A 21,277-nucleotide genomic window follows, 5' to 3' on the forward strand; every position below is an offset into this window, starting at 1 on the left:
CTACCGATCCAGCCAAGCTCGGAATGCCGATACCCGCTCACGGCTTACCAGCACGTCGCCCTCGGGTGAAGCTGGAGCCAGGGTGGTTTTCAGGCGCGAATTGGTGTAATGAATAATATCCTGGATAGCTGCGTGGTGCACGAGATAAGCGCGGTTCAGGCGAAAGAACTGCTGCGGATCGAGCAGCTTTTCCAACTGTTCCAGGGTTTGATCGAGCACGAAGCGGCGGTTTTCGCGGGTCTGCACGAAGGTGGCTTTTTCGAGGCTGAAAAAGTAGCTCACCTGCTCGATGGGAATCACCTTCAGGTGCTCCCCTACCTTCACCACAAACTGCTTTTTATACTGTTGCTGCTGGGGCTGTAGCTGCTGCAATACCTGGGTCAGCAGAGCCGAATCGAAGGCTGGAGCCGGGGCGGCGGGAGCAGCTGCTTGGCGCAACTCGCGCAGCTTGTGCAGAGCCGCCTGCAGCTCCTCCTCATCGATGGGCTTAAGCAGGTAATCGATGCTGTTGACTTTGAAGGCGCGCAGCGCGTACTGATCGTAGGCCGTGGTGAAAATGACCGGGCAGCGCACTTCCGTTTTCTCAAATAGCTCGAAGCTCAAGCCATCAGCCAAATGAATATCCAGAAACAGAACATCGGGCGGCGTGGCGGCGGACTGGAGTAGCGCGACGGCATCTTCGACCGAACCCGCCGTGGCCAGCACCTGCACGGGTGGTCCTTGGCGGCGCAGCAGATCGGTCAGGCGTTTGGCGGCCAGCGGCTCGTCTTCGATGATGAAGGCGGTCATAGGGGATGGTGAAGTGGCAGGTGGTATAAGGTAAGTAGTCAGGTACAAGGCCAGCGTGACGACTGAGCGCCGAATCAGCCATTTGACCGCCTCCCGGCTAGCCGATGGTCAGGCAGCCGACAGCTCCAGCACGGGCAAGGTTACCACGAATTCTTTTTCGCCTTGCTCCACCTGCACCGGTTCGGCGGTGAGGTGGCGGTAGCGGCCCTTCAGGTTCGGCAGCCCGATGCCAGTGGATTCGCCGGGGGCCACGCGGCGTGGACGCAGGTTGTTTACCACGCGCAGGCTTTTGCTGGCTTCGTCTATCTCGATGCGCAACTGCAGGGGTTGCTCGGGCGTGGCCACATTGTGCTTCAGCGCGTTTTCGAGCAGCAACTGCAGGCTCAGGGGGGGCACCACCGTCAACGGCGATACGCTGTTGGGGCGGGGCATATCTACCTGCAGGGCCTCGCCGTAGCGAATGCGCTGCAAAAACAGGTACGACTCGGCAAAGGCCAGCTCGTCTTGCAAGGGCACCACGTCGCGGCCGCGGGCATCGAGCACGTAGCGGTACACCTGTGAGAGCTGCCGAATAAAGCGCACCGCCAGCTTCGGCTCTTCTTCCACAAGTGAGGTTAGCGCATTCAGGGCGTTGAACATGAAGTGCGGGTCCAACTGCTGCCGCAGGGTTTCGGCCTCGGCCTGGGCCATTTCCTTTTGCAGTCGTTCGTTGCTAATCAGGGCTTCGCGCCAGCCCATCAGAAAGGCCCGGCTATGCATGGCCAGCGAACAAATAACCGTGATGCCCAGCGGAAACACGAAGTTGCGCCACACCTGCGGCGAGAGCATTACATTGGGGCTTGACCCCTTAACTCCCACTATGATCAACGCATTGATGAGCACAATAACCAACAGCGAACCGCCTAGCGATACTAGCAGCGTGAGGCCGAGACGCTTTAGCGGTTCGCGCTTCCAGTTGACGTAGCCATCGAGCCAATCCACGGCGTAGCCGTTGGTCAGCCACAAACCCAGCGAATAGATGTAGGTGATACCAAAGTTGATGGCCATGCGGCGCGTATTGCCCCAACATTCGCTGCAGGTAAAGCTGGAGATGATGACCGACAACACGAACATGGTCAGCAGCAGGCGTACCCAGCGGCGCGAGTTTTCCCGCGACCAGCGCCGCACCGGTGGCACCGTCGAGTCGCGCCCGCTGCGGGTAAGGTTGTCTTGGGTGGGAAAGAGGGTAGACACGGCGCGGACGGGTTTAGAGGGCAGGCCTGGAAAGCGGCTGGGCAGCCGGGCGCCGCAAGGCGTAGTACGAGATAAAGCCGACGGCCAGCGTGGTGCCCACCATCGAGGGCACAAATTGGCTGTACGGCTGGTATTGGGCCAGCACGGTGCCGGTAAAGGCCGATACCAGCGCAAAATACGAGCTGATCATCTTCCAGATGTGGTCGAGGAGCCACAGCTTGCGGCGCCACAGCGGCACAAAGGCGAAGCGGGCCAAATCGTAGATGGTTAGGCTGATCAGGAACCCGAGCGTCGTGTAGATAATTACCGGCGACCAGACCAGGTTTATCCGATGCAGCACCAGCAGAAACCCCACGCTGCCCAGCAGGAAAGCGGCTGAAAACAAAGCATCGGCGCGGGTGGGACCAGTGCGGCGCGTGCGCATCACGCGGTAACCCGACCAGGCCTGATACACGCTCATCATCACCACGATGGCCAAGAACGGGCGGAAGTTGAACACGGCCAGGCCCAGCACGGCGGTAGCCAACACCCCGCCCATCACCCACATAAACCCGCGTCCGACCCGCACGTGCAGGCGCCCGCCGCCGGGGCGCAGCATCGGCACCAGGCCCAGCAGCAGGCCCACCGAACCGAAGAGAATGTGCAGGCCGATATTAAACTGGTGCAGGCGTTCCATGGTGAGGCAGGCGCGATGGTGAAAGGTAACGAATCGGCCGCCGCTGAGCCGGCGAATGCGGCTAGGCGGCGGCCGGTCTTAGACTTGATCCGAAGTTATTTGGCAGCCGTTTGCGCGGGCTTGTCATAAGCAGCCAGGCGGCTCAGCGCCTGCTTCTCGCCCCAGTTGGGAGCCAGCTCATTGGCCGGCTTAAAGCTGGCGAAGCGGGCTTTGGCTTCTTCGTACAGCGGCTTGGCCGCTTCGGCTCCACCCCCAAACATCTTGGGCGTATAGTACACGTTATTGGCCTGCACTAGATAGCTGCGTGGGTTGGCCGGATTGGCTTTTTTGGCCTGTGCCACCGTTTCACTTGCCAGCTGCGGATACTTCATGGAGCGCGTCATGGGCGAGATGCCCAGGCGGGCCTGGTAGATGTAGGCCTGCATCACCAGCAGTTCCGATTCGTCGCCGCGCAGCTTGCGGGCTTGGGCCAGTGCCGCTTCGGCTTGGTCAAGGTACTTGTCTTTCACCTCGCCGTCTTCTTTGCTTTGGAAAGTGGTAATCAGCAGGGCATAAGCCTGGTAGTAGCGCGGCAGCCAATCGGCAGGGGCTACGGCGGCGGCGCGCTCCAGCTTGCCCACCAGGGCCTTGAGCTGGGCCGGGTCGCCGGTGCTCATAACTTCTTTCACGGTGGCGGCCATCATGTCGGTGTAGCCGGCAGGAGCAGCCTGGGCAGTAGCGGCTGGTTGCTGGGTTTTTGTTTGGGCCGAGGCGGTGAACGAAGCGGCGGCGAAGGCGAGGATGAGCAGTGACGTTTTCATGGCGTTGGGTTGGTTTGAGGATGAATTTCTTGGGAAGTGCGGCCCTGCGCCGCTCTGATGATTCAAAGGTGGACTACCACTGCCGCGGTTGAAATTTTAGGTTGCCGAAGTGTTGAGTGGGCCAGATGAAGCGTGGCAGCAGCGGACTGAGTTGTAAGGCTACTTTGGGGCCCTGGCGGGGGCGGGGTAGCCCGCAGAGGAAGCAGAGGCATTTGGAGGGCGTCGCGAACTTCACCACCGCTGCTATTCTGGGGCCGTTTCGGTATCGGCGGGCCGCTTCTTGTTAATCGAAATCAGCAGGCCAGCGAAGAGCATGCGCGGGGCCGAGGGCATCACGGCCACGCCTTCATAGCGGCCATCGGCGCCGGGGGTGCTGGCGTAGCGGTAGCCGAAGACGTTGTCGCGGCCGAGCACGTTGGAGCACGAGAGGTGCACGATGGTCAGGTGCTTCCGGATGGTGGTGAGGTAGCTCAGGTTCAGGCTCAGATCCTGGTAGCTGCGCGTGCGGCCTTGGTTGAAGCCGGGCAGGTTGGGGTCGTGGAAAGCGCGGGGCGAGGCGTAGCTCAGCGTCCCTCCTACCAGCGTGTGCAGTTTGCCGATCCAGTACTTACCCACTACCGATACGTTGTGCCGCGAGGCAAACGTGGGCACGGCCAGTTGTGGGTCGGCGCGCTGCTGCCGGCGCGTGTCCACCAGGCCGTAGCTTACCCAGTAGTCGAGGTTTTTGACGGTTTTCCGGTCGCGCCAGAACATATCCACCCCGCGAGCATAGCCACTACCGGCGCTGCGATAGGCCTCGGGCCGGGAAAGGCGCTCGGCGTCGAAGAGCGTGAGGTGGTTGTAGTCTTTTTGGAAGGCCTCGACGCGCAGCGTCCGGTCGTTTTTGACGCGCTGGTACGTGAGCAAGTAGTGAGTGGCGCGCTCGAAGCGCAGCCCACTGCTGTACTGCCCAAAGCGCAGCAAATCGTTGGCGGGTGTTTGGTAGAAGTGGCCATATGCAGCGGATACCTGGCTGCCTTCGCTGAGCTGATAAGCCAGAGCCAGGCGCGGGGCCACGTTCCAGCGACCTAGCACGGCCGAATATTCGGCGCGGGCACCGGTCCGGGCGGCCAGCTTGTTGGTGAATAGGATATCCGATTCGGCAAAGCCTGCAATACGCTGCTCGTCAAAGCCGGTGTGCAGCGTCGGGGCTTCGGCAGTAGCTTGGTATTGCTGGCGGAAACGCTGGCCCAGGCCTTCGGCACCCAGCTTCAGGTTGAAGCCCGTGCCGGCCGAGTCGTTGGTGAGCACCACGCGGCCCACCACGGATTGCTCCAGGTCGTGCAGGTACTGGCGGTCGGGGCGGATGGTTTGCTCGTCGCGGGTGCCGGCCACGCCGGTTTGCAGGCTCCAGCCGCGGGTGAGCGGGCTGCGGAAGGTGGCGTTCAGGTACTGGTTGTTGTTTTGCAACGCCACCGGCATGCCGCCCTCGTAGCCCGGCATGGGCTGGCGCAAGGCAAACGACTGTTGGGTGCCAGCTCCGTAGAGCTTCAGCATGCCCAGCTCGCCGGTGCGCTGGCGCAGCGCCACGGAGCCTCCGGCCATCATCGGAGCCTGCTGCCAGCCCCAGCTTTGCGGCACCAGGCGGTAGTAGGGCTGCAGGTTGGTATAGTCGCCGGTTACGGCGATGGAGCTCCGCTCGAAACGCTGCTGGTGCGACAGGCTCAGACCCACCGACAAAAGCGAAATGCCGGTCTGCGTTTCGGGCGCGAGGTCCAGGGAATTCAGCCCTACCACGGCGGACAGCGCCTGCCCGTACTCGGCCGAGTAGCCGCCGGTGCTAAACACCGTGCCTTTAAACAAATTTGGAGCAAACCGCCCGCGGGCCGGCACGCCCGAGACCTGCGCGCTGTACGGGCTCTGCAGGGGCAGGCCATCGAGGTATTGCTTGGTTTCGCCAGCGGCCCCGCCCCGCACAAAGAGCTTGCCTTCTTCGCCGTTGCGAGTGGTGCCGGGCAGCGTATTCAGCGCGCCGGCCACATCGGCCAGAGCGCCGGCAGTGGTTACCACGTCGCGGGCCGTCAGCACGGCGCTGCGCTTTTCGTCGCTGGCTTCAAAGGCCCCGGCTGTGATGACCACCGAGCCCAGCTGATTGCGGATGGCTTTCAGCACGATTGCGAAGTGCTTCGGCTGCCCGTCTAAGGCAACCTCCTGCTCGTGTACTTCAAAGCTTACTTGGGTGGCTACCAGCGTGAGCGTGCCGGTCTGGCGGGTGCTGAAGCTGAAACGGCCAAGCGAGTCGGTGCTGGCGCCATCGAAAGTGGTGCGCAGGTAAACATTGGCCCCGGGCAGCGGCTGGCCGCTGGCGTCGCGCACCGTACCGCTGAGGGTGGTGGCGTCTTGGGCCGACAGGCGAAGGGCCGTGGCCAGCAGCAGAAGCAGGAAAGGTAGCAGGCGTTTCATAGGGGTAGCAGCGAAGTGACGGCTCAAATGTGCCGCCCTGGCTACCCGGCTTCAACTAAACCTTACCGAAGCGTCGGACGCGCCGGACGAAGCGTCGGAATACCAGCCTCAGCCGCGGCGCCTTTTTCAGGTTTCGGTGCTATTTCCCTCGCTTCGCTGACTTCTTGACCCGCGTTAGTGCCTTTCAGCGGCACCCTTATTATCAGTCTGATTCAGCCCTTGGCGCCCTGCCCCAACCCACACACAAGGCATTGATCAACAATTATTAAACCACAAGCAGGCCAGTGCCAGCGCGAGGCCTTTTCATCGAACTGAACAATAACAATGCCTCCACCACCCCGTAAGCTAATCCCATCTTCCGCTTAGGAATATGAATAGAAAGTCGCACCGGTTCCGGTAGCCATCCGGACCACTACCCCCCAGCAGGATGATACCACCGCCCGATCAAAACCAGCCTCAAAACCCCGCGCCGCTTCAGCCGGGCGAACCGGTCATCTATCCGGTTATTGAGGAGCACCTGCACGTCGAGCGAGGCGTGATTGAGACGGGTCGGGTACGCGTGTCGAAGAAGGTGCACGAGGAACACCAAATCGTGAGCGGCCCGGCCGTGCGCGAGGAAATAGAGGTGGAACGCGTGCCCATCAATCAATACGTGGAAGCCGCGCCGCCCGCCGTACGCTACGAGGGCGACACGATGATCATGCCCGTGCTGCGCGAGGTGCTGGTGGTGGAAAAGCGCATCCTCTTTGTAGAGGAAGTGCGCATCACCAAGCGCCAGGTAGCAGCCGAAAGCCACGAACCCGTGTTGCTGCGCCGCGAAGAAATCGTGGTGGAGCGGGTGCCGACTGACCCCAATCAACCTGCGAGCTGAACGACAGCTCGCCATTATCCAACCTAACCCTTACACAACCATGTCACAAACCGTAATCGGCATCTTCGACGATGCCAGCCAAGCCCGCCAGGCAGCCCAACAACTCGAAAACGCCGGGGTAACCCGCGACCATATAGATCTATCGGCCGGTACTTCCTCCGAAGCTTCGGCTAGCAGCACAGCATCGACGGACGACGATAGCATCACTGGCTTTTTCCGCTCGCTTTTCAATAGCGACGATGAAGTAAGCCGCTACTCCCAAGTGGCCCGTCGCAGCGCAATGGTAACCGTACACGCCGACACGCCTCAGCAAGCTGAGCGCGCCCGCGACGTGCTGGACCGCTGTGGCGCCGTGGACATAGACGAGCGTGCCCAGCAGTACGGCAGCGGCAGCTGGACCGGCATGGCTGCCGGCCAAAGCCCGAACATGGACACCCAGAATAGCCAGACCATGGGTGCCCAGAACATGGGAACCCAAAACATGAGCGCTCAGAACATGTCGGACCAAAACATGTCCAATCAAGACATGACAAGCGGCACCATGGCGGGCCAGAACATCACGGGCCGCGGCCAGGACATGACAAGTCAGTCCATTCCGATTATCGAAGAAAACCTGCAAGTGGGCAAGCGCGAAGTGGAAACCGGTGGTGCCCGCCTGCGCAGCCGCATCATTGAGCGTCCGGTAGAGGAGCACCTGCGCCTGCGCCAGGAGCACGTCTGGATTGAGCGCAACCCCGTGAACCGCCCCGCTACCGAAGCCGACATTCAAGGCTTCAAGGAAGGTGAGATGGAAATTACGGAGCGCGCTGAAGTGCCAGTAGTCAACAAAGAAGCCCGCGTGGTGGAGGAAATCCGCATGGGCAAAGAGGTAGAGGAGCGCGACGAGACCGTACGCGGCACCGTGCGCCGCACCGATGTAGATGTGGAGCGCCTCGAAGGCGACGAAGCGATGCGCCAGCGCCGCATGTCGTCCGATCAAGATGATATAAACCGCGGCAGTGGCCTCTAGCGCCTATTGCTAGTTCCTTGAATTACTAGTGAAGCAGAGCGGCAGTCGGATTTCCGGCTGCCGCTTTTTTGCGTAGTGCCGGCCGCCCTATCTCGACTTTAACTTCTGGGCCCCGACCTGCGTTGAGCCAAAAACCAAGAGCTGTTTCGGCCGCAGAAACGCTCATCTACTCCTGAGAGCCAACTCCCATGAAACGGTTGAGCTACGCGTTGCTTGCGGCCTCACTGCTGATGTTGCCTGAGTTGGTTTGTGCCCAAAAGCGCACCTGGGAGGCGGCCGCCGCCGCGGGCGGCGCCGTGAACCTGCCCACGCCGCTGCGCATTCACCAGCAGGAAGCGCCGCCGCTGCGCCTCACGGCCCGCTACCGCACCGAGCCTTTTCGCCTGCCCGTCTACTACGACCTGCGCATCGCTACGTGGCGCGCCGCCAACGGCTGGGCGCTGAAAATGACGCACCACAAAATTATCCTGCGCAACCGGCCGCCGGAAGTGCAGCGTTTCTCCATCACCGATGGCTTCAACCTCCTGACCATAAACCGTCTTTGGCAGCGTCACGGGCTGGTTTGGTCGGTGGGCGCGGGCGCCGTCATCACGCACCCTGAGTCCACGGTGCGCGGCAAGGCCTTCCCGGAGCGCGGCGGCCTGCTGGGCACCGGCTATTTCCTCTCCGGGCCCACGGTGGAAGTGGCGTTGGCCAAGCGGCACTACTTTGCACGGCGCTGGTTTGTGGTGGGCGAAGGCCGAGCTACCGCTTCCTATGTGCGCGTACCCATTCAGGACGGGCACGCGCACGTGACCAACGCAGCCGTGCACGGCCTGGTGGGCCTCGGCTGGCAAATCAACGGCACCTCATCCGCTCCTTAGCTGCTGACCGCTTCCACTTCCGGGCCCTAGCCGGTGTAGTTCTCCAGTTCTCCCTGATTTCAACCTCCTTTATGGCAACTCGCTCCGCCCCCGCCCTCCTAGCTCAGGCTCAGCACTCGCTCACGCAGTTAGACAGCCGTATTCCCAAGCCAGTTTCGCCTCAGGCCCACGCCGTTGTTGACCTGTTTGCTTTTCCGTCTATGCTGGCCCTGACGGCTTGGATGTGGCGGCGCAACCGCCCGGCGGCGGGGCTGGTGCTAGCCAATGCCTTAATCGAAGGCACCACGGCCTCGCTCACCAATTTTCCTCCGGGCTTATTTCCAGTCCTCAACTTCCGGCAGCACGTGCTCATCGGCTTAATCGGCTCGCCCTTTTACTTGGCCGCAGCAGCCCTGACACCCGGCATTCCGTGGCGGCACCGCCGGGTGCCGTTGCTGCTGGGCTTGGTCCCCCTGGTGCTCAATGGGCTGAGCCGCACTTCCGGCCGGAGTTGATTCCGCCTCTACTGCCATGCCTAATTCACGCCCTTCACTGGCTTCGCGCCGCCGCTTCCTCACCCGTACTGCCGGTGCGGCGGGCTTGGCGTTGTTGCCCGGGTTCCAATGCTCCGCTTCTTCCACCACTCCCCCTAGCCCGCACATCATCGGCCCACGGGAAGGCTACGCGCCGCAGGTGGGCACGCTGGTCTCCATGCTGGACTGGATGCGCCGCGTGGTGCTCGACTCGGCGCAGGGCCTCGGGCAGGCCGAGCTTGATTTTCACTTTGATGCCAAGTCTAACTCCATTGGGGCACTGCTGTTGCACCTGGCCGCCGTGGAGGTTTTCTACCAAGCCAACACATTCGACGGGCGCCAAGGCTTCAATGACCGCGAAGCCAAACGTTGGAACGCCGCCATGGACTTGGGCGCAGAAGGCCGCCGCCACATCAAAGGCCAAGACCTCAGCTACTATCTCACGGCGTTGCAGGAAGTACGGGCCAAAACCATGGACGAGCTACGCCGCCGCGATGACGCCTGGCTGATGAGTATCGACCCGGCTTTTTTCGGCCAGCAGCCCACTAACAACTACTGCAAGTGGTTTCACGTGTGCGAGCATGAGTCCAACCACAATGGCCAGATCAAATGGCTGCGCAGTCGCTTGCCGGGCGCACCAGCCAATGGTCGGCCTTGAATTCAAAAGCGCTTCCGCTAAGGACGCGGCGCCACCGGGTACTCCGCAAACAGGCGCGCCATACCCGCATCGATTCGCTCAGCGAGTTTGTCGGGGTTGTCGGTGAGCGTGCTGGAGGCCACGCCCTGCCATACGCGCTCATTACGCGCAGCATCTACTATGTCGACGGTGGCCGTGCCTACATCGTAGCGGCGCACTTCTACCTCTTGGCTTTCCCAACGGTAACGACGCTGCCCCATATAGCGCGGTGCATCGCGGATATCGGTCTGGCGCGTTTGCACCTGCTCTTTGGTCACCACACCAATGTTTACCCACAGTTCCGGGTCGTCGGCGCGCTGGTAACCACGGCGCTCCATTTCGCGGGCCACAGCCTGCTTGAGGTATTCAATGTTGTTGGCGTTGCCTTCGAACGCGGCGTCGTTGCGGGCTTTTACGTCAAGAAAATTATAAGTCTTGTAGGCCGTAAAATCCACGCCTAGGGCTCGATCCGTCGATTCCACGTTGGTAGAGCTGCAGGAGGCTAGCACCACCATGATCAGCACAAACAGTAACTTTTTCATAGCATTTGTTTACGTATTCAAGAGCACCTTTACGGCATGGTAACCTCATTACGTATACGGGTGAAGGGACTTTTGTGCCTCGCCTAGTGTCTCTTGCCTGTTACTGCAAACGGACGGCTGAGCTAAGCGTTATGCTGCAGCTTCTACCGGCTGCCCTTCGGTGGCATCACGGCGGGGCAGCCCTGCCTACTTATATCACGTTTCTGCTTTCTCTGTGTTCCTACACCACGTCGCCGCCTACCTCCCCACCACCGTTGTCCCCAACGACCACTTCACCCGCCTCAACGGCCTTTCGTCAGAGTGGATTATCGAGCGCACCGGCATTCGGGAACGGCGCCGCGCCGCCCCCGGCGAAAACACCAACACCATGGCCATTGCCGCCACCGAGCGTGTGCTACACGAGGCCGCGGGCATCGAGGTAGCAGACATCGATCTGATCATCGGCGCTACGTACACCCCGCACGACACCATCGTGACGCTGGCCCACGCGGTGCAGCACGCGCTGGGCGTGGCCGATATTCCGGTGGTCAGCATCTCATCGGCTTGTTCGTCGCTGCTGAATGCGGTGGAGATTGTGCAGGGCTACTTTGCCCTGGGCAAAGCCAAGCGGGCCTTAGTGGTGACATCGGAACACAACACCGCCTACAACAACGAAGACGACACCATGGCTGGGCACCTCTGGGGCGACGGCGCCGCGGCCCTGCTGCTCTCCGCCGAGCGCCTCGCGCCCACCGATCTGCGCGTGGTAGACGTGCTGACCGGCGGCGCCGCCACTGTGGGCAAAGCCACCGAAGGCGTGACGCTCAAGCCGCTAGACCGCAGCATCATCATGCCCCACGGCCGCGACGTGTTTCAGCACGCCTGCCAGTACATGACGCGCGTCACGGAGCAGATTCTCAGCCGCCACCAGCTCACGGTGCAAGACCTCACGTGGTTTATCCCTCACCAAGCCAACAAGCGCATCAGCACCAAGGTCGTGCGCGACACCGGCTTGCCACCCGAGCGCCTCGTATCCAACGTGGATACGCTGGGCAACACCGGCTGCGCAGGCGCGGCCATCGGGCTGGCCGACACGCTGCCCGCCCTGCGCCCCGGCGACCGGGTGGTGGTGACGGTATTTGGTGGCGGCTACTCCTACGGGGCCATGCTGCTGACCCGCGACGAAAATTAGAAAAGAAGCTGTGTTAAGTAGTGTCATCCTGCGCCAAGCGTAGGATGATTGACGAAATAGTTACGCAAACCAAGCCACCGCCGCGGGGTTACCTTTGGCAGAGCAGCCACGCCGGCCGCCCTGTTTGTAAGCGTGCCCTATGCGCCCCCTACCCGCCCCCATCGTACCGCCCACCGACCGGCTGGCGGTGGCTTGGTCTCACCTGCTGTGGCTGTACCTCATGCTGGTTCCGGCCCTGCTGTGGGCCGCTTCGGCGCTTACCTGGCAGCGCAGCTTAGCCTCAGCCCTGCTGATGGGCCTTACAGTAGGCCTGGGCCACGCCGTGGGCTTGCACCGCGGCATCATCCACCATGCCTTTCGCTGCTCCCGCCCTACGCGCGGCGTGCTGGCGTACCTGAGCGTACAGGCCGGCCTGGGCGGCCCCATCACCTGGATACGCTCGCACTACTACCGCGACTACTGGCAGAATCAGCCCCAGAGCCCCGCCTACTTCCGCTACGACCACTCGCTGTGGCGCGATTATCACTGGAATCATCACCTCGCCTTCGTGCCCACCGATGAGGCGCGCTACGCCTTGCCAGCAGCCGACTTAAACGACCCGTGGCTGCGCTGGCTGGAGCGCACCTGGCCGCTGCACGTGCTGGGTTTTCTGGGGCTGCTGTGGGTAGTGTTCAGTTTCGAGACGATGATTATCTGCGGCTGTTTGCGCATCAGCCTGAGCATGCTGGGGCACTGGTTTGTGACGTATGTTTCGCACACAAGCGGCTACGCCCGCTACCGCGTGGAGCAAGCCAGCGAAAGCGGCTACAACAACCTGCTGCTCGGCGCCCTCAGCTTCGGCGAAGGCTTTCACAATACGCACCACGCGTACCCTAGCTCGGCGCGCATGGGCACGGCTTGGTACGAGTTGGATCTGGGCTGGCTGATGGTGGTGACGTTGCGCCGCATGGGCTTGGTGTGGAACGTGCAGGAAGCCGGCCATTCAGCTGCTCCAAAGTCTCAGGCTCGACCGCACCCAGTGCACCGCCGCTGGCCCTGGCAAACCCCCGACACCCCGGCGTAACTAAGCGGCGCTTTCGCCACCTTGCGGCTGCTGACTGAGTTTGTTTTCATCACCTAACTCTTCCTCCCTATGCTGGATTTGGTCATCGAAGCCCGTCAGGCTGCCCTAAGCGCCGGATTCAACGTGAGGCGCATTCTTCCGTTCCGGCAGCGCCGCATGGTGGGACCGTTCATTTTTATGGACCACGCTGGGCCCATAAACCTCACCGCAGAGCAAGTACCCAACATGGACGTGCTGCCGCACCCGCACATCGGGCTTTCCACGGTGAGCTACTTGTTTGGCGGGCAAGTCACGCACCGCGACAGCCTCGGCGTGGAACAAATTATCCGGCCAGGCGAAGTGAATTGGATGACGGCCGGCAGCGGCATTGCGCACTCCGAGCGGTTTGAGGACCCGGCGGCGCTGGCCGGCGGCGCCCTCGAAATGATTCAGACCTGGGTGGCCCTGCCCGAAGCCGACGAAGAAAGCGCGCCGTCGTTTGCCAACTACCAGCCTCACGAGTTGCCCATCTTCACCGATACCGGCGTGTGGATGCGCTTGATTGCCGGCAACGCCTTTGGCCTGCGTAACGACGTGCGCACGCATTCTCCCTTGTTTTACCTGCACGTGGTGCTGCAGCCCGGCGCCCGGTTTGGCTTGCCACAAGGGCACACCGAGCGCGGCGCCTACGTGGCCAAGGGCAGCGTAGAAGTCGGGGGCCGCACGTACACCGCCGGTCAGCTGCTGGTGTTTACGCCCGGCCACGACCCGGTACTGCTGGCCCGCGAAGCCAGCACACTCATGCTGCTGGGCGGTGAGCCGCTGGGCGAGCGGTTTATCTGGTGGAACTTCGTGTCGTCGCGCCGCGACCGGATCGAGCAGGCCAAAGCCGACTGGCAAGCCGGCCGCATCGCGCTGCCGCCCAACGATGACCAAGTATTCGTGCCCCTGCCGCAGGACCGCTCCCGCCCAGCTGGCAGCGGTGGTGCCGCGCCGCAGGCTCTTTCCTAAGCCATACCACCACCTTCCCAGAGGTTGGCGGCGCTACTTTTGCGCCGCTTTATTTTCATCTCATGACCTTACGCTGGACCTGCAAACCCTTCTCGGAGCTTAGCCTCCCCGAACTCTACGCCGTGCTGCAATTGCGCAGCGAGGTATTTGTGGTCGAACAGACCTGCGCCTTTCAGGACATTGATGGGCAGGATGCCCCCGCCCTGCACCTGTTGGGCCACACGGCCGAGGGCGAGCTTGCCGCCTATGCCCGCCTGTTCGACGCGGGCCAGAGCTACGAGCAGGCAAGCATCGGGCGTGTGGTGGTGTCGCCGCGGTATCGGCGCTACGGCTTCGGCCGCGAACTGATGCGCGAGGCCATTGGGCAATGCGATACGCTGTTTGGCCCGCAGCCGATCAAGATCGGCGCGCAGCTGTATCTGAAGCATTTCTACGAAAGCTTCGGCTTCCGGCAGCAAGGCGAGATGTACTTGGAAGACGGGATTCCGCACATCCACATGCTCCGCGACTGACGAGCAGGCCTTTGCACTTGAGTGCCTGACTTTAGCTCATCTTGCTTCACGCAGGCGAACCGAACAAGGCAAAGGTCCAGCACTGCCTTTGAACTTGGCGTCGTACGCCTTTTGGTTGGTAAAACAGGGGCATGGCTTATGCAGCCTCGGGTTGGTTACCATCACGCTGAACGTTACAACAAGAAGCCCCGCCGCGGACCATTGGGTCTGCGGCGGGGCTTGCTTTTAAGCGGGTTACAGCTTAGTCGTTGTTGCCGGTGGCGCCTTCGTCGGTGAAGCCTTTGCTGGAGCTTGGGCTGGACTTAATGCCGCTGCTGGCGACGTCGCGGTTCAGCGAAGAATCAGCATGGCTGCTTCCTTTCTGGCTGCTGGCTTTGGAGCTGCTAGCGCTTTTGGGGCTGCTCTTCTGGGCGCTACCGCCGGCCGATTGGCTGGCGCTACCCGAGGCTTGGTCGTCGCTTTTCTGACCAGCCGAAGCCCAGTTGCCTTTTAGGCCCGATTTGTCGGCCAGCTCGCTAAGGCTGCTGCCCCACGAAGACCACTTGTTGCGCGTCAGGCCTACGAAAGCGCCGGCAGCTACTACTGCCAGGCCCGCGCCTACCCACGAGCGGTTGTTGCCGCGAGCCATCCAGGTTTTCAATGAGCTTTGGCCTTGCTGGTCATTGTCGTGCTGCGAGGGCGTATGAACGGCGTGGTGCTGCTCGTAGTAGTTGCCGCGCGAGGTATCGTTTTGGTCTTGACGGCCTTGCTGGTTAGGTTCGAATTCGAGGCGTCGGCGTTGGTCGTGTGAAGTGCTCATGGTATGGAAAGGTTACTTTCTATGAATATTCAGTGGTACTCTTGGATAGCGCTTACGGAATTTTTCGGCTAGGGTAACAGACAGCTTACTTTTTTTGCTGATTTCAATCTTTTAATAGCATTAGAGATACACTGTACTAATCTGATATTCAATTGTTTATTTCAACAGCTGTTGCAACAACTTAACATCTGACTCCAAGGTGTTCAGCCAGTCGCTACCGCCGGCACCTACTTGCGGCCGGACCTGCTCGATGGTGCTGCTCAGGCGCTGAATGACGGGCAAAGCAGCATTGATCTGCTGACGTTTTTGGACCAGTTCGATATTGGCCCGGCGCAATTGAAAATGCGTGTTTACCAGCTTGGCCAAGGCTTTGAGTGACTCTATCTTGATAGCCGGCAACTCGCGGGGACGGTTGTCTACCACGCACAAAGAGCCCAGCGCCCGGCCTTCGCCGTCTTGCACCGGCACTCCGGCATAGAATATCACCCGCGGATCGGTAATGGCCATCGGGTTGTCGTGAAACCGCTCGTCGTAGCGTGCATCGGGCACCACCAGTGGCTCGTTGGGCGTCAGGATGGCGTGCGCACAAAACGATTCGCGGCGCGGCACGTTCCCGCGTTCCATGCCAACAGCCGACATGGTCCATTGCCGTTCAGCTGCAACCAAGTTGATGGCGGCAATGGGGGTGCCGCAGATTTCGGCAGCCAGCCGTGTGATGTCGTCGTACACATCTTCCGGCATGGTATCCAGCAAGCTGTGTTCTTCAAGCGACTTGAGGCGCTCCGCCTCATTCGGCGGCGTGGAAGGAGGTAGCATGTTCGTATCGCGTTAGGAGAGCAATCAGTACGCGTTTTCTTCGCCTTTGAACACGTTGTAAACCGTTAGAAACATGATTTTGATATCGAGCGACAGGCTCCAGTTTTCCAGATACCATAAATCGTGCTCCACGCGCTTCTGAATGTGCCGTAGCTCGGTGATTTCGCCGCGGAAGCCGTTTACCTGCGCCCAGCCGGTGATGCCCGGCTTCAGAAACTGACGAATCATGTACTGGTCCTCCATGGTGGAATACTCCTCCGTGTGCTTCAGCATGTGAGGCCGCGGCCCCACGATGCTCATATCGCCAAACAACACATTCAAAAACTGCGGAAACTCGTCGAGGCTGGTTTTGCGCATAATGCGGCCGATGGGCGTCACCCGCGAGTCGTTGCGGGTGGCCTGCTTGGAGTTGGCTTCCGTGTTCATCGTCATGCTGCGGAATTTAAAACAGCGAAACGGCTGATTGTTTTTGCCGCTGCGCAGCTGCACGAAGAAGATTGGGCCCGGGGATTGAATGTAGATAATTAGGCCCAGCAACGGCACCAGCCAGCTAAGGATAAAAACGGTAACGCCCAGGCTGACGATGATATCAAACAAGCGCTTCTTGAACTGATTCATTACCTCCTGCAGCGGCTCCTTTCGCACGGAAAGAATCGGCAAGTCGTAGAGGTAATCCACGTGCACGGGGCGGTTGATGAAATACGCGAAATCCGGCACGATGCGGAAGCGGATCAACTGCTTATCAGCTTCCTGCATCATGCTGTACACCATGCTGTTGTTTTCGGGCATGATGGTGGAATAAATTTCCGTAACGCGCTGCTGGCTGGCTACTTTTAGCGCGTTGCCAATGCCGGAGAAAAAGGAATACTTGGCCTGATTGGACGAGCGGTTTCCATCGTCTACAAAGCCCGCAATGTGCACGTTCAGCTCTTCGCTCTCCAGGTACTGGGCTAGCTTCTCCCCTACCCGGTTGTGGCCTAGAATGAGGACGCGCCGATTAAAGTGTACCTTCTTGCGTACCCATTCCCGGATGAATAAGTACAGCAAGCGTCCCAGTAGCAAGGCACCGGCAAAGCCCAGAATAGTGGTGTACACGAACACCCTGAACAAGGGCAGTATGTCGCGGGCCAGAAAGGACAACACCAGCACAAAAAACGCCCAGACGAAATAGACCTGGAACGTGGCGTGCAGGAAGCGACGGAAAACAGAAATTCGCGAGTAAGAATATGTTTCTCCGATCCAGGTGACGCCGAGCCACACCGTATTGATCAGTAGCCAATAGATGGTGTGGTATGAGAGCAGAGGTACCTGAGCATCTTCGGTTATGTACCGCTGAGTGAAGAGATAGACAAGGTTCAGCAGAAACAAGTCCAGCACTACAAATAGCATTTGCAGGGACCCAAGAAATTTCCTGTCCATGATAATGGCAAGCATTGTTCACCAGCCGCGCCCCCAGCTGTGAACAGCGGAGCCCAGGAGGCTTTAGGTTTAGATGTATTTCATATCACATTTTTTCGCATTTAAAGTCAATTAATGTCTCATACAGTGCGGTTAGGTGTGCAGAAGAAGCGGGAGTGTGGCGGGGGCAGAAACGCTGCACGGAGGTAAGCGTGCAGTACTCAGGGTTTGCATCATCAGGCATGCCGATGCGCAGAATCAGCTTTTGACAAGCTTCTTACGATGCATGCGGCTTATAAAGATTCATAGCCAGGCACTAGGAATAACTGGTTAATTGTCATTCCTCAGCCTTTTGCAGATGCTGACCGTCGCATAAACAATCTAATCAACATTAAACCAAATACTTGTATTAATTCCATAATAAATTATTCTTTTTCGTAACAATCCCAAAGTTTTCGGCTCACTTTGTACATCCTAGGTTGTTTGTCGCCGAAGATGGTGAGGGCATGCTGCTTGAACTCTCGGAAATCAGAAGCCGCCGGATGCGACTGGGGCGGAGTCCAGTACAGCTCAGCAGAATTGGACCAGACGAGGCAGTAAGCCAGGCCTGGCACCGCTTGAAGCAGGGGCAGCAACCGTTGGGTGTACCAAGTACTGTCCGTCAGATTGGCCAGGCCGGTTTCGGTGAGGGCAGCCAGCTTGTGGTGGCGCGCCGCAAAACCTGCCACGATGCGCAGCTTCTGCCGGGCCACTTCCGGTGGCATTTCTGGGCTGAGGTCGGCGTAGTCGTCCAGGCCTACCACGTCCACGTAGGCGTGGCCGGGGTAGCGTTCCAAGTACTCAGGTTCGGAGGTGAAGTTGCGGTCGGGCGACCAGGCGTAGAGGAAGTTGTGCACTTGCAGGCTGTCGCGCAGGTATTCCACCGTGAAGCGGTACAGCTGTTGGTATTCCTCGGCGGTGCAGCGGCCCCGGCCCCACCAAAACCAGTCGCCGCTCATCTCGTGGAAGGGCCGGAAGATGACCGGTATCAATTTGCCATCGGCTCCGATGAGTGACTGCGCAAAAGCCGCCACTTCGCGTAGGGAATTCTTGTACACCTCGTGGTGAGTACCGCCGGGCAGGATGTGCCGCACGGCCTCCACCGGTGCATCGCGCCACCACACGCCCTCTTTGGCCACGGGGTTGTGGTAGTGCCAGCTGTAGGTGTTTACGCCGCCGCGGTTGTAGGCTTCTATCGTCAGCTGGCGCAGCAACTGCCGCTCGTGCTCCACTTTGGGGCCGGTGTAGAAATTGACTACCTGCATCAGGTCCCAGCCATACACGGCCGGGTAAGCGCCGGTTACATCGTGCACGTCGGACTTACCGGCGGGCACGGGCGGGGCCTGGTAGTCGCGGGTCCAGCCGTGGCCGTTGCGGGTGGCGTCTTGGTGGCCGAAGAGCACCCGCCCACTGGCAGCTACCCGGTGCAGGTTATGGTAGAGCGCGGCCGTTTCGGCGGTAGCCTGCTTATCGGTGAGTTGGGTGCGCAGTTGCGGCAGATGCCGGGCCGGGGTGCAGGCGCTCAGCAAGCACACCCACGCCCATAGAAGCGCGCCGCACACTGCACGGTGGCGCATGGCTGCCGTGGCCCCAGTAGCAGCCATCAGCCGCGCTGCTGTTCGCTGGTGCCTTTCTGCTGCTTTTGCTCCTCCAGCTGCCGGTACACAATGGGAATAAAGCCCGCGCTGTCGATGAAATAGCGGCGAAACAGCCGGGTGGGCTCGTTGGAGAAACGCCAGAACCACTCCATGCGCATGCGGCGCACGGCCTGCGGGGCCCGCTTGATGGTGCCGGCCTCAAAATCAAACGACGCGCCGATGCCCAGTGCCACGTTGGTATGGAGGTGCTGGATGTTGCGGTACATCCACTTTTCCTGCTTCGGGGCCCCTACTCCCACGAAGAGCAGGTGCGGCTTCACGGCGTTGACCATGTCAAGGATGCGGCGGTTTTCGGCCTCGTCTTTCTCGAAGCCAAAGGGCGGGCTGTAGGTGCCCACCACCTGCAGGCTGGGGTGCTTGCGGGTAAGCTCGGCGGCCGCTTTTTCGGCTACGCCTTCCAGCCCGCCGAGGAAGAATACGCGGTAGCCCTTTTGAGCGGCGTGGGCGCACAGCTTCGGAAACAGATCGGAGCCGGTGACGAGGGCTTTCAGCGGCGTGCCCAGTACTTTGGAGGCCCAGATCAGCGGGTTGCCATCGGCCAGCACCAGGCCGGCCTGCTCGTACACGTGCGCAAACTCAGCATCGGTTTCGAGCTTGACGATGTGGTCGAGATTGGGCGTTACCACGTAGGCTCTGGTGTCGGCTTCGATGAACCGGTCGACAGCCTGAATGGCCTCCTGCGGCGTGACATTGTCGATGTACGCCTTGCCGATTTTGACTTTTTCCACGAGGGTTGCGAGTAGGTGTTCGGTTAGTGCGGAGCGGCAGGCTTCTGCCCCGTCGGCTTCCCTTTCGGGCTGCAAGGGGCGGTATGCCTGAGGTTTGTTACTGCATCAGCGGAGCGAGAGTTTTTATCACCCGGGCCGGATTGCCCACGGCCACTGAGTTGGGCGGGACTGGGCGCACCACCACCGAGCCCACGCCGATCAGCACGTTGTCGCCGATGCTGATGTCGCCCACGATGCACACGTTGGCCCCGATTTCCACGTTGTCGCCGATGACGGGCACGCCTCCGTCTTCGCGGGCATTGCCGATGGTGGTGGACTGCCGCAAGGTGCAGTTGCGCCCCAGCACCGCGTGCTTGTGCACCACGGTGGCTTGTCCGTGAAAAATGCGCAGCCCCGGACCAACGGTGGCCGTCCAGGGCAGTTCGATGCCCATAAACCACTCCACCAGCAAGCGGTAAAGCGCGAGGTAGGGCGCAAACAGCAGCCGGCGCCCCCGCCCGCCCTGCGCGCCATACTGCGCCATCCGAAACAGCATGGTCACCAGCTTGCCCTTGGTGTTGTTCTGGTTTGCGGCAGCATCCTGCGTTATGTAGCTCCTGAAGCTCATATCATCCATGATTAAGCAGCGCCTGATACTCGTGTACGTAGCCCGCCACGCACGTTTCAATGGAATAGTCTTTCTCGGTTACGGACTCCGTGCGCTGCATCAGCTGCGCCACAGCTTCTTGTCCGTACTCCCGAAACAACTTGTATAGCGCCCGGCCGCAGGCCTCATGGTCGCCGCTGGGAAACAGGAAGCCGCGGGGCGTGCGCCCGATAATTTCGGCCGGGCCTTCGATGTCGGAAGCCAGCACGGGCAGCCCGGCCGCGAAGCCCTCCAGAATGGTGAGGCCGAAGCCCTCGTAGCGCGAGGGCTGCACCAGCAGGTGGTAACCGGCTAAGTGCTCATAAAGCCAGTCGCGGTTACGTTCGCCCACAAAATTTACCTCGGCAGTAAGCTCCAGCTGAGCGGTGAGCTGCTGCAGATAATCCAACGAACCGCCGCTGCCCACGATGTCGAGCGTGAAATCGGCGAAGCCGAAGTGCGCCTTGACGTGGTGCAGCGCCTGCAGCAGCACGTCCTGGCCCTTTTTTTCGTGCATGAGGCGGCTCAGCTGCACGAGCCGGATTTTCTCACCCGGTGCCAGGGTGTACTGCTCCCGGCGCCGGAACGGCGTGGCATCCACGCCGTTGTACACCGTGCGGATGGGCCGATCGAAGCGGCGGGCCAGCTCCTCGCGTACGGCATCGGAAATGGCGACCAGAGAGTGGTAATAATGGTAGTGCTGCGTGGGAATGCCTGTATCGTGAATGGTATACAGCAGCTTGCCCACGCGCGCCTGCAGAATGCGCCCGATGTCGGGCTCGTGGCAGTGGATGATCTGCGGATTGAGCCGCCGCAGCAGCAGGTTTAGCTTTACCAGTGGCCAGGGGTTTCGACTGCCCTCGGGGCGGTTGATGCGGTGCACTGCCACGCGCTTGTCCAGCTTTTGCAGCAGGGCTTCGCTGCACACGCTGTTGACTACGACCAACGCCGTCTGGTGCTCGTGGCACAGGCGGTTCAGCAGGTCCACGGCCAGCACCTGGGCCCCGCCCATCTCGAAGGTAAAAAAGCAATGCACGATGCGCATATCCGTCGGGTTTGGGAAGG

22 protein-coding genes are annotated in these 21,277 nt (G+C 60.7%); 9 read left to right on the plus strand and 13 right to left on the minus strand.

Going from position 1 to position 21,277, the window contains the following annotated elements; all coding sequences use genetic code 11:
• From AC5FXY_RS14145 to AC5FXY_RS14165, 5 genes are all read right to left on the minus strand, one after another.
• Positions 1-789: a LytR/AlgR family response regulator transcription factor gene (locus tag AC5FXY_RS14145; RefSeq protein ID WP_493557341.1), complete on the minus strand. Its 789-nt coding sequence runs from the start codon at positions 787-789 to the stop codon at positions 1-3.
• 108 nt (positions 790-897) lie between these two features.
• Entirely contained in the window at positions 898-2,022 is a 1,125-nt protein-coding gene (locus tag AC5FXY_RS14150) for a sensor histidine kinase (protein WP_493557342.1), read from the minus strand.
• A gap of 13 nt (positions 2,023-2,035) precedes the next feature.
• Entirely contained in the window at positions 2,036-2,698 is a 663-nt protein-coding gene (locus tag AC5FXY_RS14155; RefSeq protein WP_493557343.1) for a hypothetical protein, read from the minus strand.
• Between the two features lie 95 nt (positions 2,699-2,793).
• Positions 2,794-3,498 carry a hypothetical protein gene (locus AC5FXY_RS14160; protein ID WP_493557344.1) on the minus strand — a complete coding sequence of 235 codons (705 nt, stop codon included), beginning with the start codon at positions 3,496-3,498 and terminating at the stop codon, positions 2,794-2,796.
• 243 nt (positions 3,499-3,741) lie between these two features.
• Positions 3,742-5,940, minus strand: coding sequence for a TonB-dependent receptor (locus tag AC5FXY_RS14165; protein WP_493557345.1), 2,199 nt, complete (start codon positions 5,938-5,940; stop codon positions 3,742-3,744).
• 427 nt (positions 5,941-6,367) lie between these two features.
• Between AC5FXY_RS14165 and AC5FXY_RS14170 the strand changes: the two genes are divergently transcribed.
• The 5 genes from AC5FXY_RS14170 (at position 6,368) to AC5FXY_RS14190 (ending at position 9,853) form a co-directional block, all read left to right on the plus strand.
• Complete coding sequence (locus AC5FXY_RS14170; RefSeq protein ID WP_493557346.1) at positions 6,368-6,811, plus strand: YsnF/AvaK domain-containing protein; 444 nt, start codon at positions 6,368-6,370, stop codon at positions 6,809-6,811.
• Positions 6,812-6,851: 40 nt separating this feature from the next.
• Positions 6,852-7,820, plus strand: coding sequence for a YsnF/AvaK domain-containing protein (locus tag AC5FXY_RS14175; protein WP_493557347.1), 969 nt, complete (start codon positions 6,852-6,854; stop codon positions 7,818-7,820).
• A gap of 188 nt (positions 7,821-8,008) precedes the next feature.
• Entirely contained in the window at positions 8,009-8,683 is a 675-nt protein-coding gene (locus tag AC5FXY_RS14180; protein WP_493557348.1) for a hypothetical protein, read from the plus strand.
• Between the two features lie 71 nt (positions 8,684-8,754).
• Positions 8,755-9,177, plus strand: a complete 423-nt coding sequence (locus AC5FXY_RS14185) for a hypothetical protein (protein ID WP_493557349.1) — start codon at positions 8,755-8,757, stop codon at positions 9,175-9,177.
• Between the two features lie 16 nt (positions 9,178-9,193).
• Positions 9,194-9,853 carry a DinB family protein gene (locus AC5FXY_RS14190; RefSeq protein ID WP_493557350.1) on the plus strand — a complete coding sequence of 220 codons (660 nt, stop codon included), beginning with the start codon at positions 9,194-9,196 and terminating at the stop codon, positions 9,851-9,853.
• Positions 9,854-9,870: 17 nt separating this feature from the next.
• Here AC5FXY_RS14190 and AC5FXY_RS14195 read toward each other — a convergent pair whose 3' ends face one another.
• Complete coding sequence (locus tag AC5FXY_RS14195; RefSeq protein WP_493557351.1) at positions 9,871-10,413, minus strand: DUF4136 domain-containing protein; 543 nt, start codon at positions 10,411-10,413, stop codon at positions 9,871-9,873.
• A 214-nt stretch (positions 10,414-10,627) separates the two neighbouring features.
• On the opposite strand from AC5FXY_RS14195, the gene AC5FXY_RS14200 reads away from it, so the two are divergent.
• The 4 genes from AC5FXY_RS14200 to AC5FXY_RS14215 all read left to right on the plus strand — a co-directional run bounded on the left by AC5FXY_RS14200 (position 10,628) and on the right by AC5FXY_RS14215 (position 14,149).
• Positions 10,628-11,584, plus strand: coding sequence for a 3-oxoacyl-ACP synthase III family protein (locus AC5FXY_RS14200; protein WP_493557352.1), 957 nt, complete (start codon positions 10,628-10,630; stop codon positions 11,582-11,584).
• 139 nt (positions 11,585-11,723) lie between these two features.
• A complete protein-coding gene (locus AC5FXY_RS14205; protein ID WP_493557353.1) occupies positions 11,724-12,647 on the plus strand; it encodes a fatty acid desaturase in 924 nt (307 codons plus the stop codon).
• A gap of 69 nt (positions 12,648-12,716) precedes the next feature.
• Positions 12,717-13,637 carry a pirin family protein gene (locus AC5FXY_RS14210; protein ID WP_493557354.1) on the plus strand — a complete coding sequence of 307 codons (921 nt, stop codon included), beginning with the start codon at positions 12,717-12,719 and terminating at the stop codon, positions 13,635-13,637.
• A 62-nt stretch (positions 13,638-13,699) separates the two neighbouring features.
• Positions 13,700-14,149, plus strand: a complete 450-nt coding sequence (locus AC5FXY_RS14215) for a GNAT family N-acetyltransferase (protein ID WP_493557355.1) — start codon at positions 13,700-13,702, stop codon at positions 14,147-14,149.
• Between the two features lie 241 nt (positions 14,150-14,390).
• Here AC5FXY_RS14215 and AC5FXY_RS14220 read toward each other — a convergent pair whose 3' ends face one another.
• From AC5FXY_RS14220 to AC5FXY_RS14250, 7 genes are all read right to left on the minus strand, one after another.
• Positions 14,391-14,948: a hypothetical protein gene (locus tag AC5FXY_RS14220; RefSeq protein ID WP_493557356.1), complete on the minus strand. Its 558-nt coding sequence runs from the start codon at positions 14,946-14,948 to the stop codon at positions 14,391-14,393.
• Between the two features lie 156 nt (positions 14,949-15,104).
• Complete coding sequence (locus AC5FXY_RS14225) at positions 15,105-15,764, minus strand: GAF domain-containing protein (protein WP_493557357.1); 660 nt, start codon at positions 15,762-15,764, stop codon at positions 15,105-15,107.
• 24 nt (positions 15,765-15,788) lie between these two features.
• The gene (locus AC5FXY_RS14230; RefSeq protein ID WP_493557358.1) at positions 15,789-17,153 is read right to left on the minus strand and encodes an undecaprenyl-phosphate glucose phosphotransferase; all 1,365 of its coding nucleotides are present in this window, start codon (positions 17,151-17,153) and stop codon (positions 15,789-15,791) included.
• A gap of 434 nt (positions 17,154-17,587) precedes the next feature.
• Positions 17,588-18,778: a glycoside hydrolase family 26 protein gene (locus AC5FXY_RS14235; RefSeq protein ID WP_493557359.1), complete on the minus strand. Its 1,191-nt coding sequence runs from the start codon at positions 18,776-18,778 to the stop codon at positions 17,588-17,590.
• 26 nt (positions 18,779-18,804) lie between these two features.
• The gene (locus tag AC5FXY_RS14240) at positions 18,805-19,587 is read right to left on the minus strand and encodes a WecB/TagA/CpsF family glycosyltransferase (RefSeq protein WP_493557360.1); all 783 of its coding nucleotides are present in this window, start codon (positions 19,585-19,587) and stop codon (positions 18,805-18,807) included.
• A gap of 97 nt (positions 19,588-19,684) precedes the next feature.
• The gene (locus AC5FXY_RS14245) at positions 19,685-20,203 is read right to left on the minus strand and encodes a serine acetyltransferase (protein ID WP_493557361.1); all 519 of its coding nucleotides are present in this window, start codon (positions 20,201-20,203) and stop codon (positions 19,685-19,687) included.
• Positions 20,196-21,257: a glycosyltransferase family 4 protein gene (locus tag AC5FXY_RS14250; RefSeq protein ID WP_493557362.1), complete on the minus strand. Its 1,062-nt coding sequence runs from the start codon at positions 21,255-21,257 to the stop codon at positions 20,196-20,198. The genes AC5FXY_RS14245 and AC5FXY_RS14250 overlap by 8 nt, the downstream gene beginning before the upstream one ends.
• Positions 21,258-21,277 lie beyond the last annotated feature (20 nt).

Source organism: Hymenobacter sp. FMD4, from assembly GCF_058932745.1.

Bases quoted from the DNA above. Each gene is read 5' to 3' on its own strand.
- AC5FXY_RS14210 (WP_493557354.1), top strand. From the start codon at position 12,717: ATGCTGGATTTGGTCATCGAAGCCCGTCAGGCTGCCCTAAGCGCCGGA.
- AC5FXY_RS14215 (WP_493557355.1), top strand. From the start codon at position 13,700: ATGACCTTACGCTGGACCTGCAAACCCTTCTCGGAGCTTAGCCTCCCC.
- AC5FXY_RS14160 (WP_493557344.1), bottom strand. From the start codon at position 3,498: ATGAAAACGTCACTGCTCATCCTCGCCTTCGCCGCCGCTTCGTTCACC.
- AC5FXY_RS14205 (WP_493557353.1), top strand. From the start codon at position 11,724: ATGCGCCCCCTACCCGCCCCCATCGTACCGCCCACCGACCGGCTGGCG.
- AC5FXY_RS14170 (WP_493557346.1), top strand. From the start codon at position 6,368: ATGATACCACCGCCCGATCAAAACCAGCCTCAAAACCCCGCGCCGCTT.
- AC5FXY_RS14195 (WP_493557351.1), bottom strand. From the start codon at position 10,413: ATGAAAAAGTTACTGTTTGTGCTGATCATGGTGGTGCTAGCCTCCTGC.
- AC5FXY_RS14175 (WP_493557347.1), top strand. From the start codon at position 6,852: ATGTCACAAACCGTAATCGGCATCTTCGACGATGCCAGCCAAGCCCGC.
- AC5FXY_RS14165 (WP_493557345.1), bottom strand. From the start codon at position 5,940: ATGAAACGCCTGCTACCTTTCCTGCTTCTGCTGCTGGCCACGGCCCTT.
- AC5FXY_RS14145 (WP_493557341.1), bottom strand. From the start codon at position 789: ATGACCGCCTTCATCATCGAAGACGAGCCGCTGGCCGCCAAACGCCTG.
- AC5FXY_RS14250 (WP_493557362.1), bottom strand. From the start codon at position 21,257: ATGCGCATCGTGCATTGCTTTTTTACCTTCGAGATGGGCGGGGCCCAG.
- AC5FXY_RS14190 (WP_493557350.1), top strand. From the start codon at position 9,194: ATGCCTAATTCACGCCCTTCACTGGCTTCGCGCCGCCGCTTCCTCACC.
- AC5FXY_RS14225 (WP_493557357.1), bottom strand. From the start codon at position 15,764: ATGCTACCTCCTTCCACGCCGCCGAATGAGGCGGAGCGCCTCAAGTCG.
- AC5FXY_RS14245 (WP_493557361.1), bottom strand. From the start codon at position 20,203: ATGGATGATATGAGCTTCAGGAGCTACATAACGCAGGATGCTGCCGCA.
- AC5FXY_RS14185 (WP_493557349.1), top strand. From the start codon at position 8,755: ATGGCAACTCGCTCCGCCCCCGCCCTCCTAGCTCAGGCTCAGCACTCG.
- AC5FXY_RS14220 (WP_493557356.1), bottom strand. From the start codon at position 14,948: ATGAGCACTTCACACGACCAACGCCGACGCCTCGAATTCGAACCTAAC.
- AC5FXY_RS14230 (WP_493557358.1), bottom strand. From the start codon at position 17,153: ATGCTATTTGTAGTGCTGGACTTGTTTCTGCTGAACCTTGTCTATCTC.
- AC5FXY_RS14235 (WP_493557359.1), bottom strand. From the start codon at position 18,778: ATGCGCCACCGTGCAGTGTGCGGCGCGCTTCTATGGGCGTGGGTGTGC.
- AC5FXY_RS14155 (WP_493557343.1), bottom strand. From the start codon at position 2,698: ATGGAACGCCTGCACCAGTTTAATATCGGCCTGCACATTCTCTTCGGT.
- AC5FXY_RS14180 (WP_493557348.1), top strand. From the start codon at position 8,009: ATGAAACGGTTGAGCTACGCGTTGCTTGCGGCCTCACTGCTGATGTTG.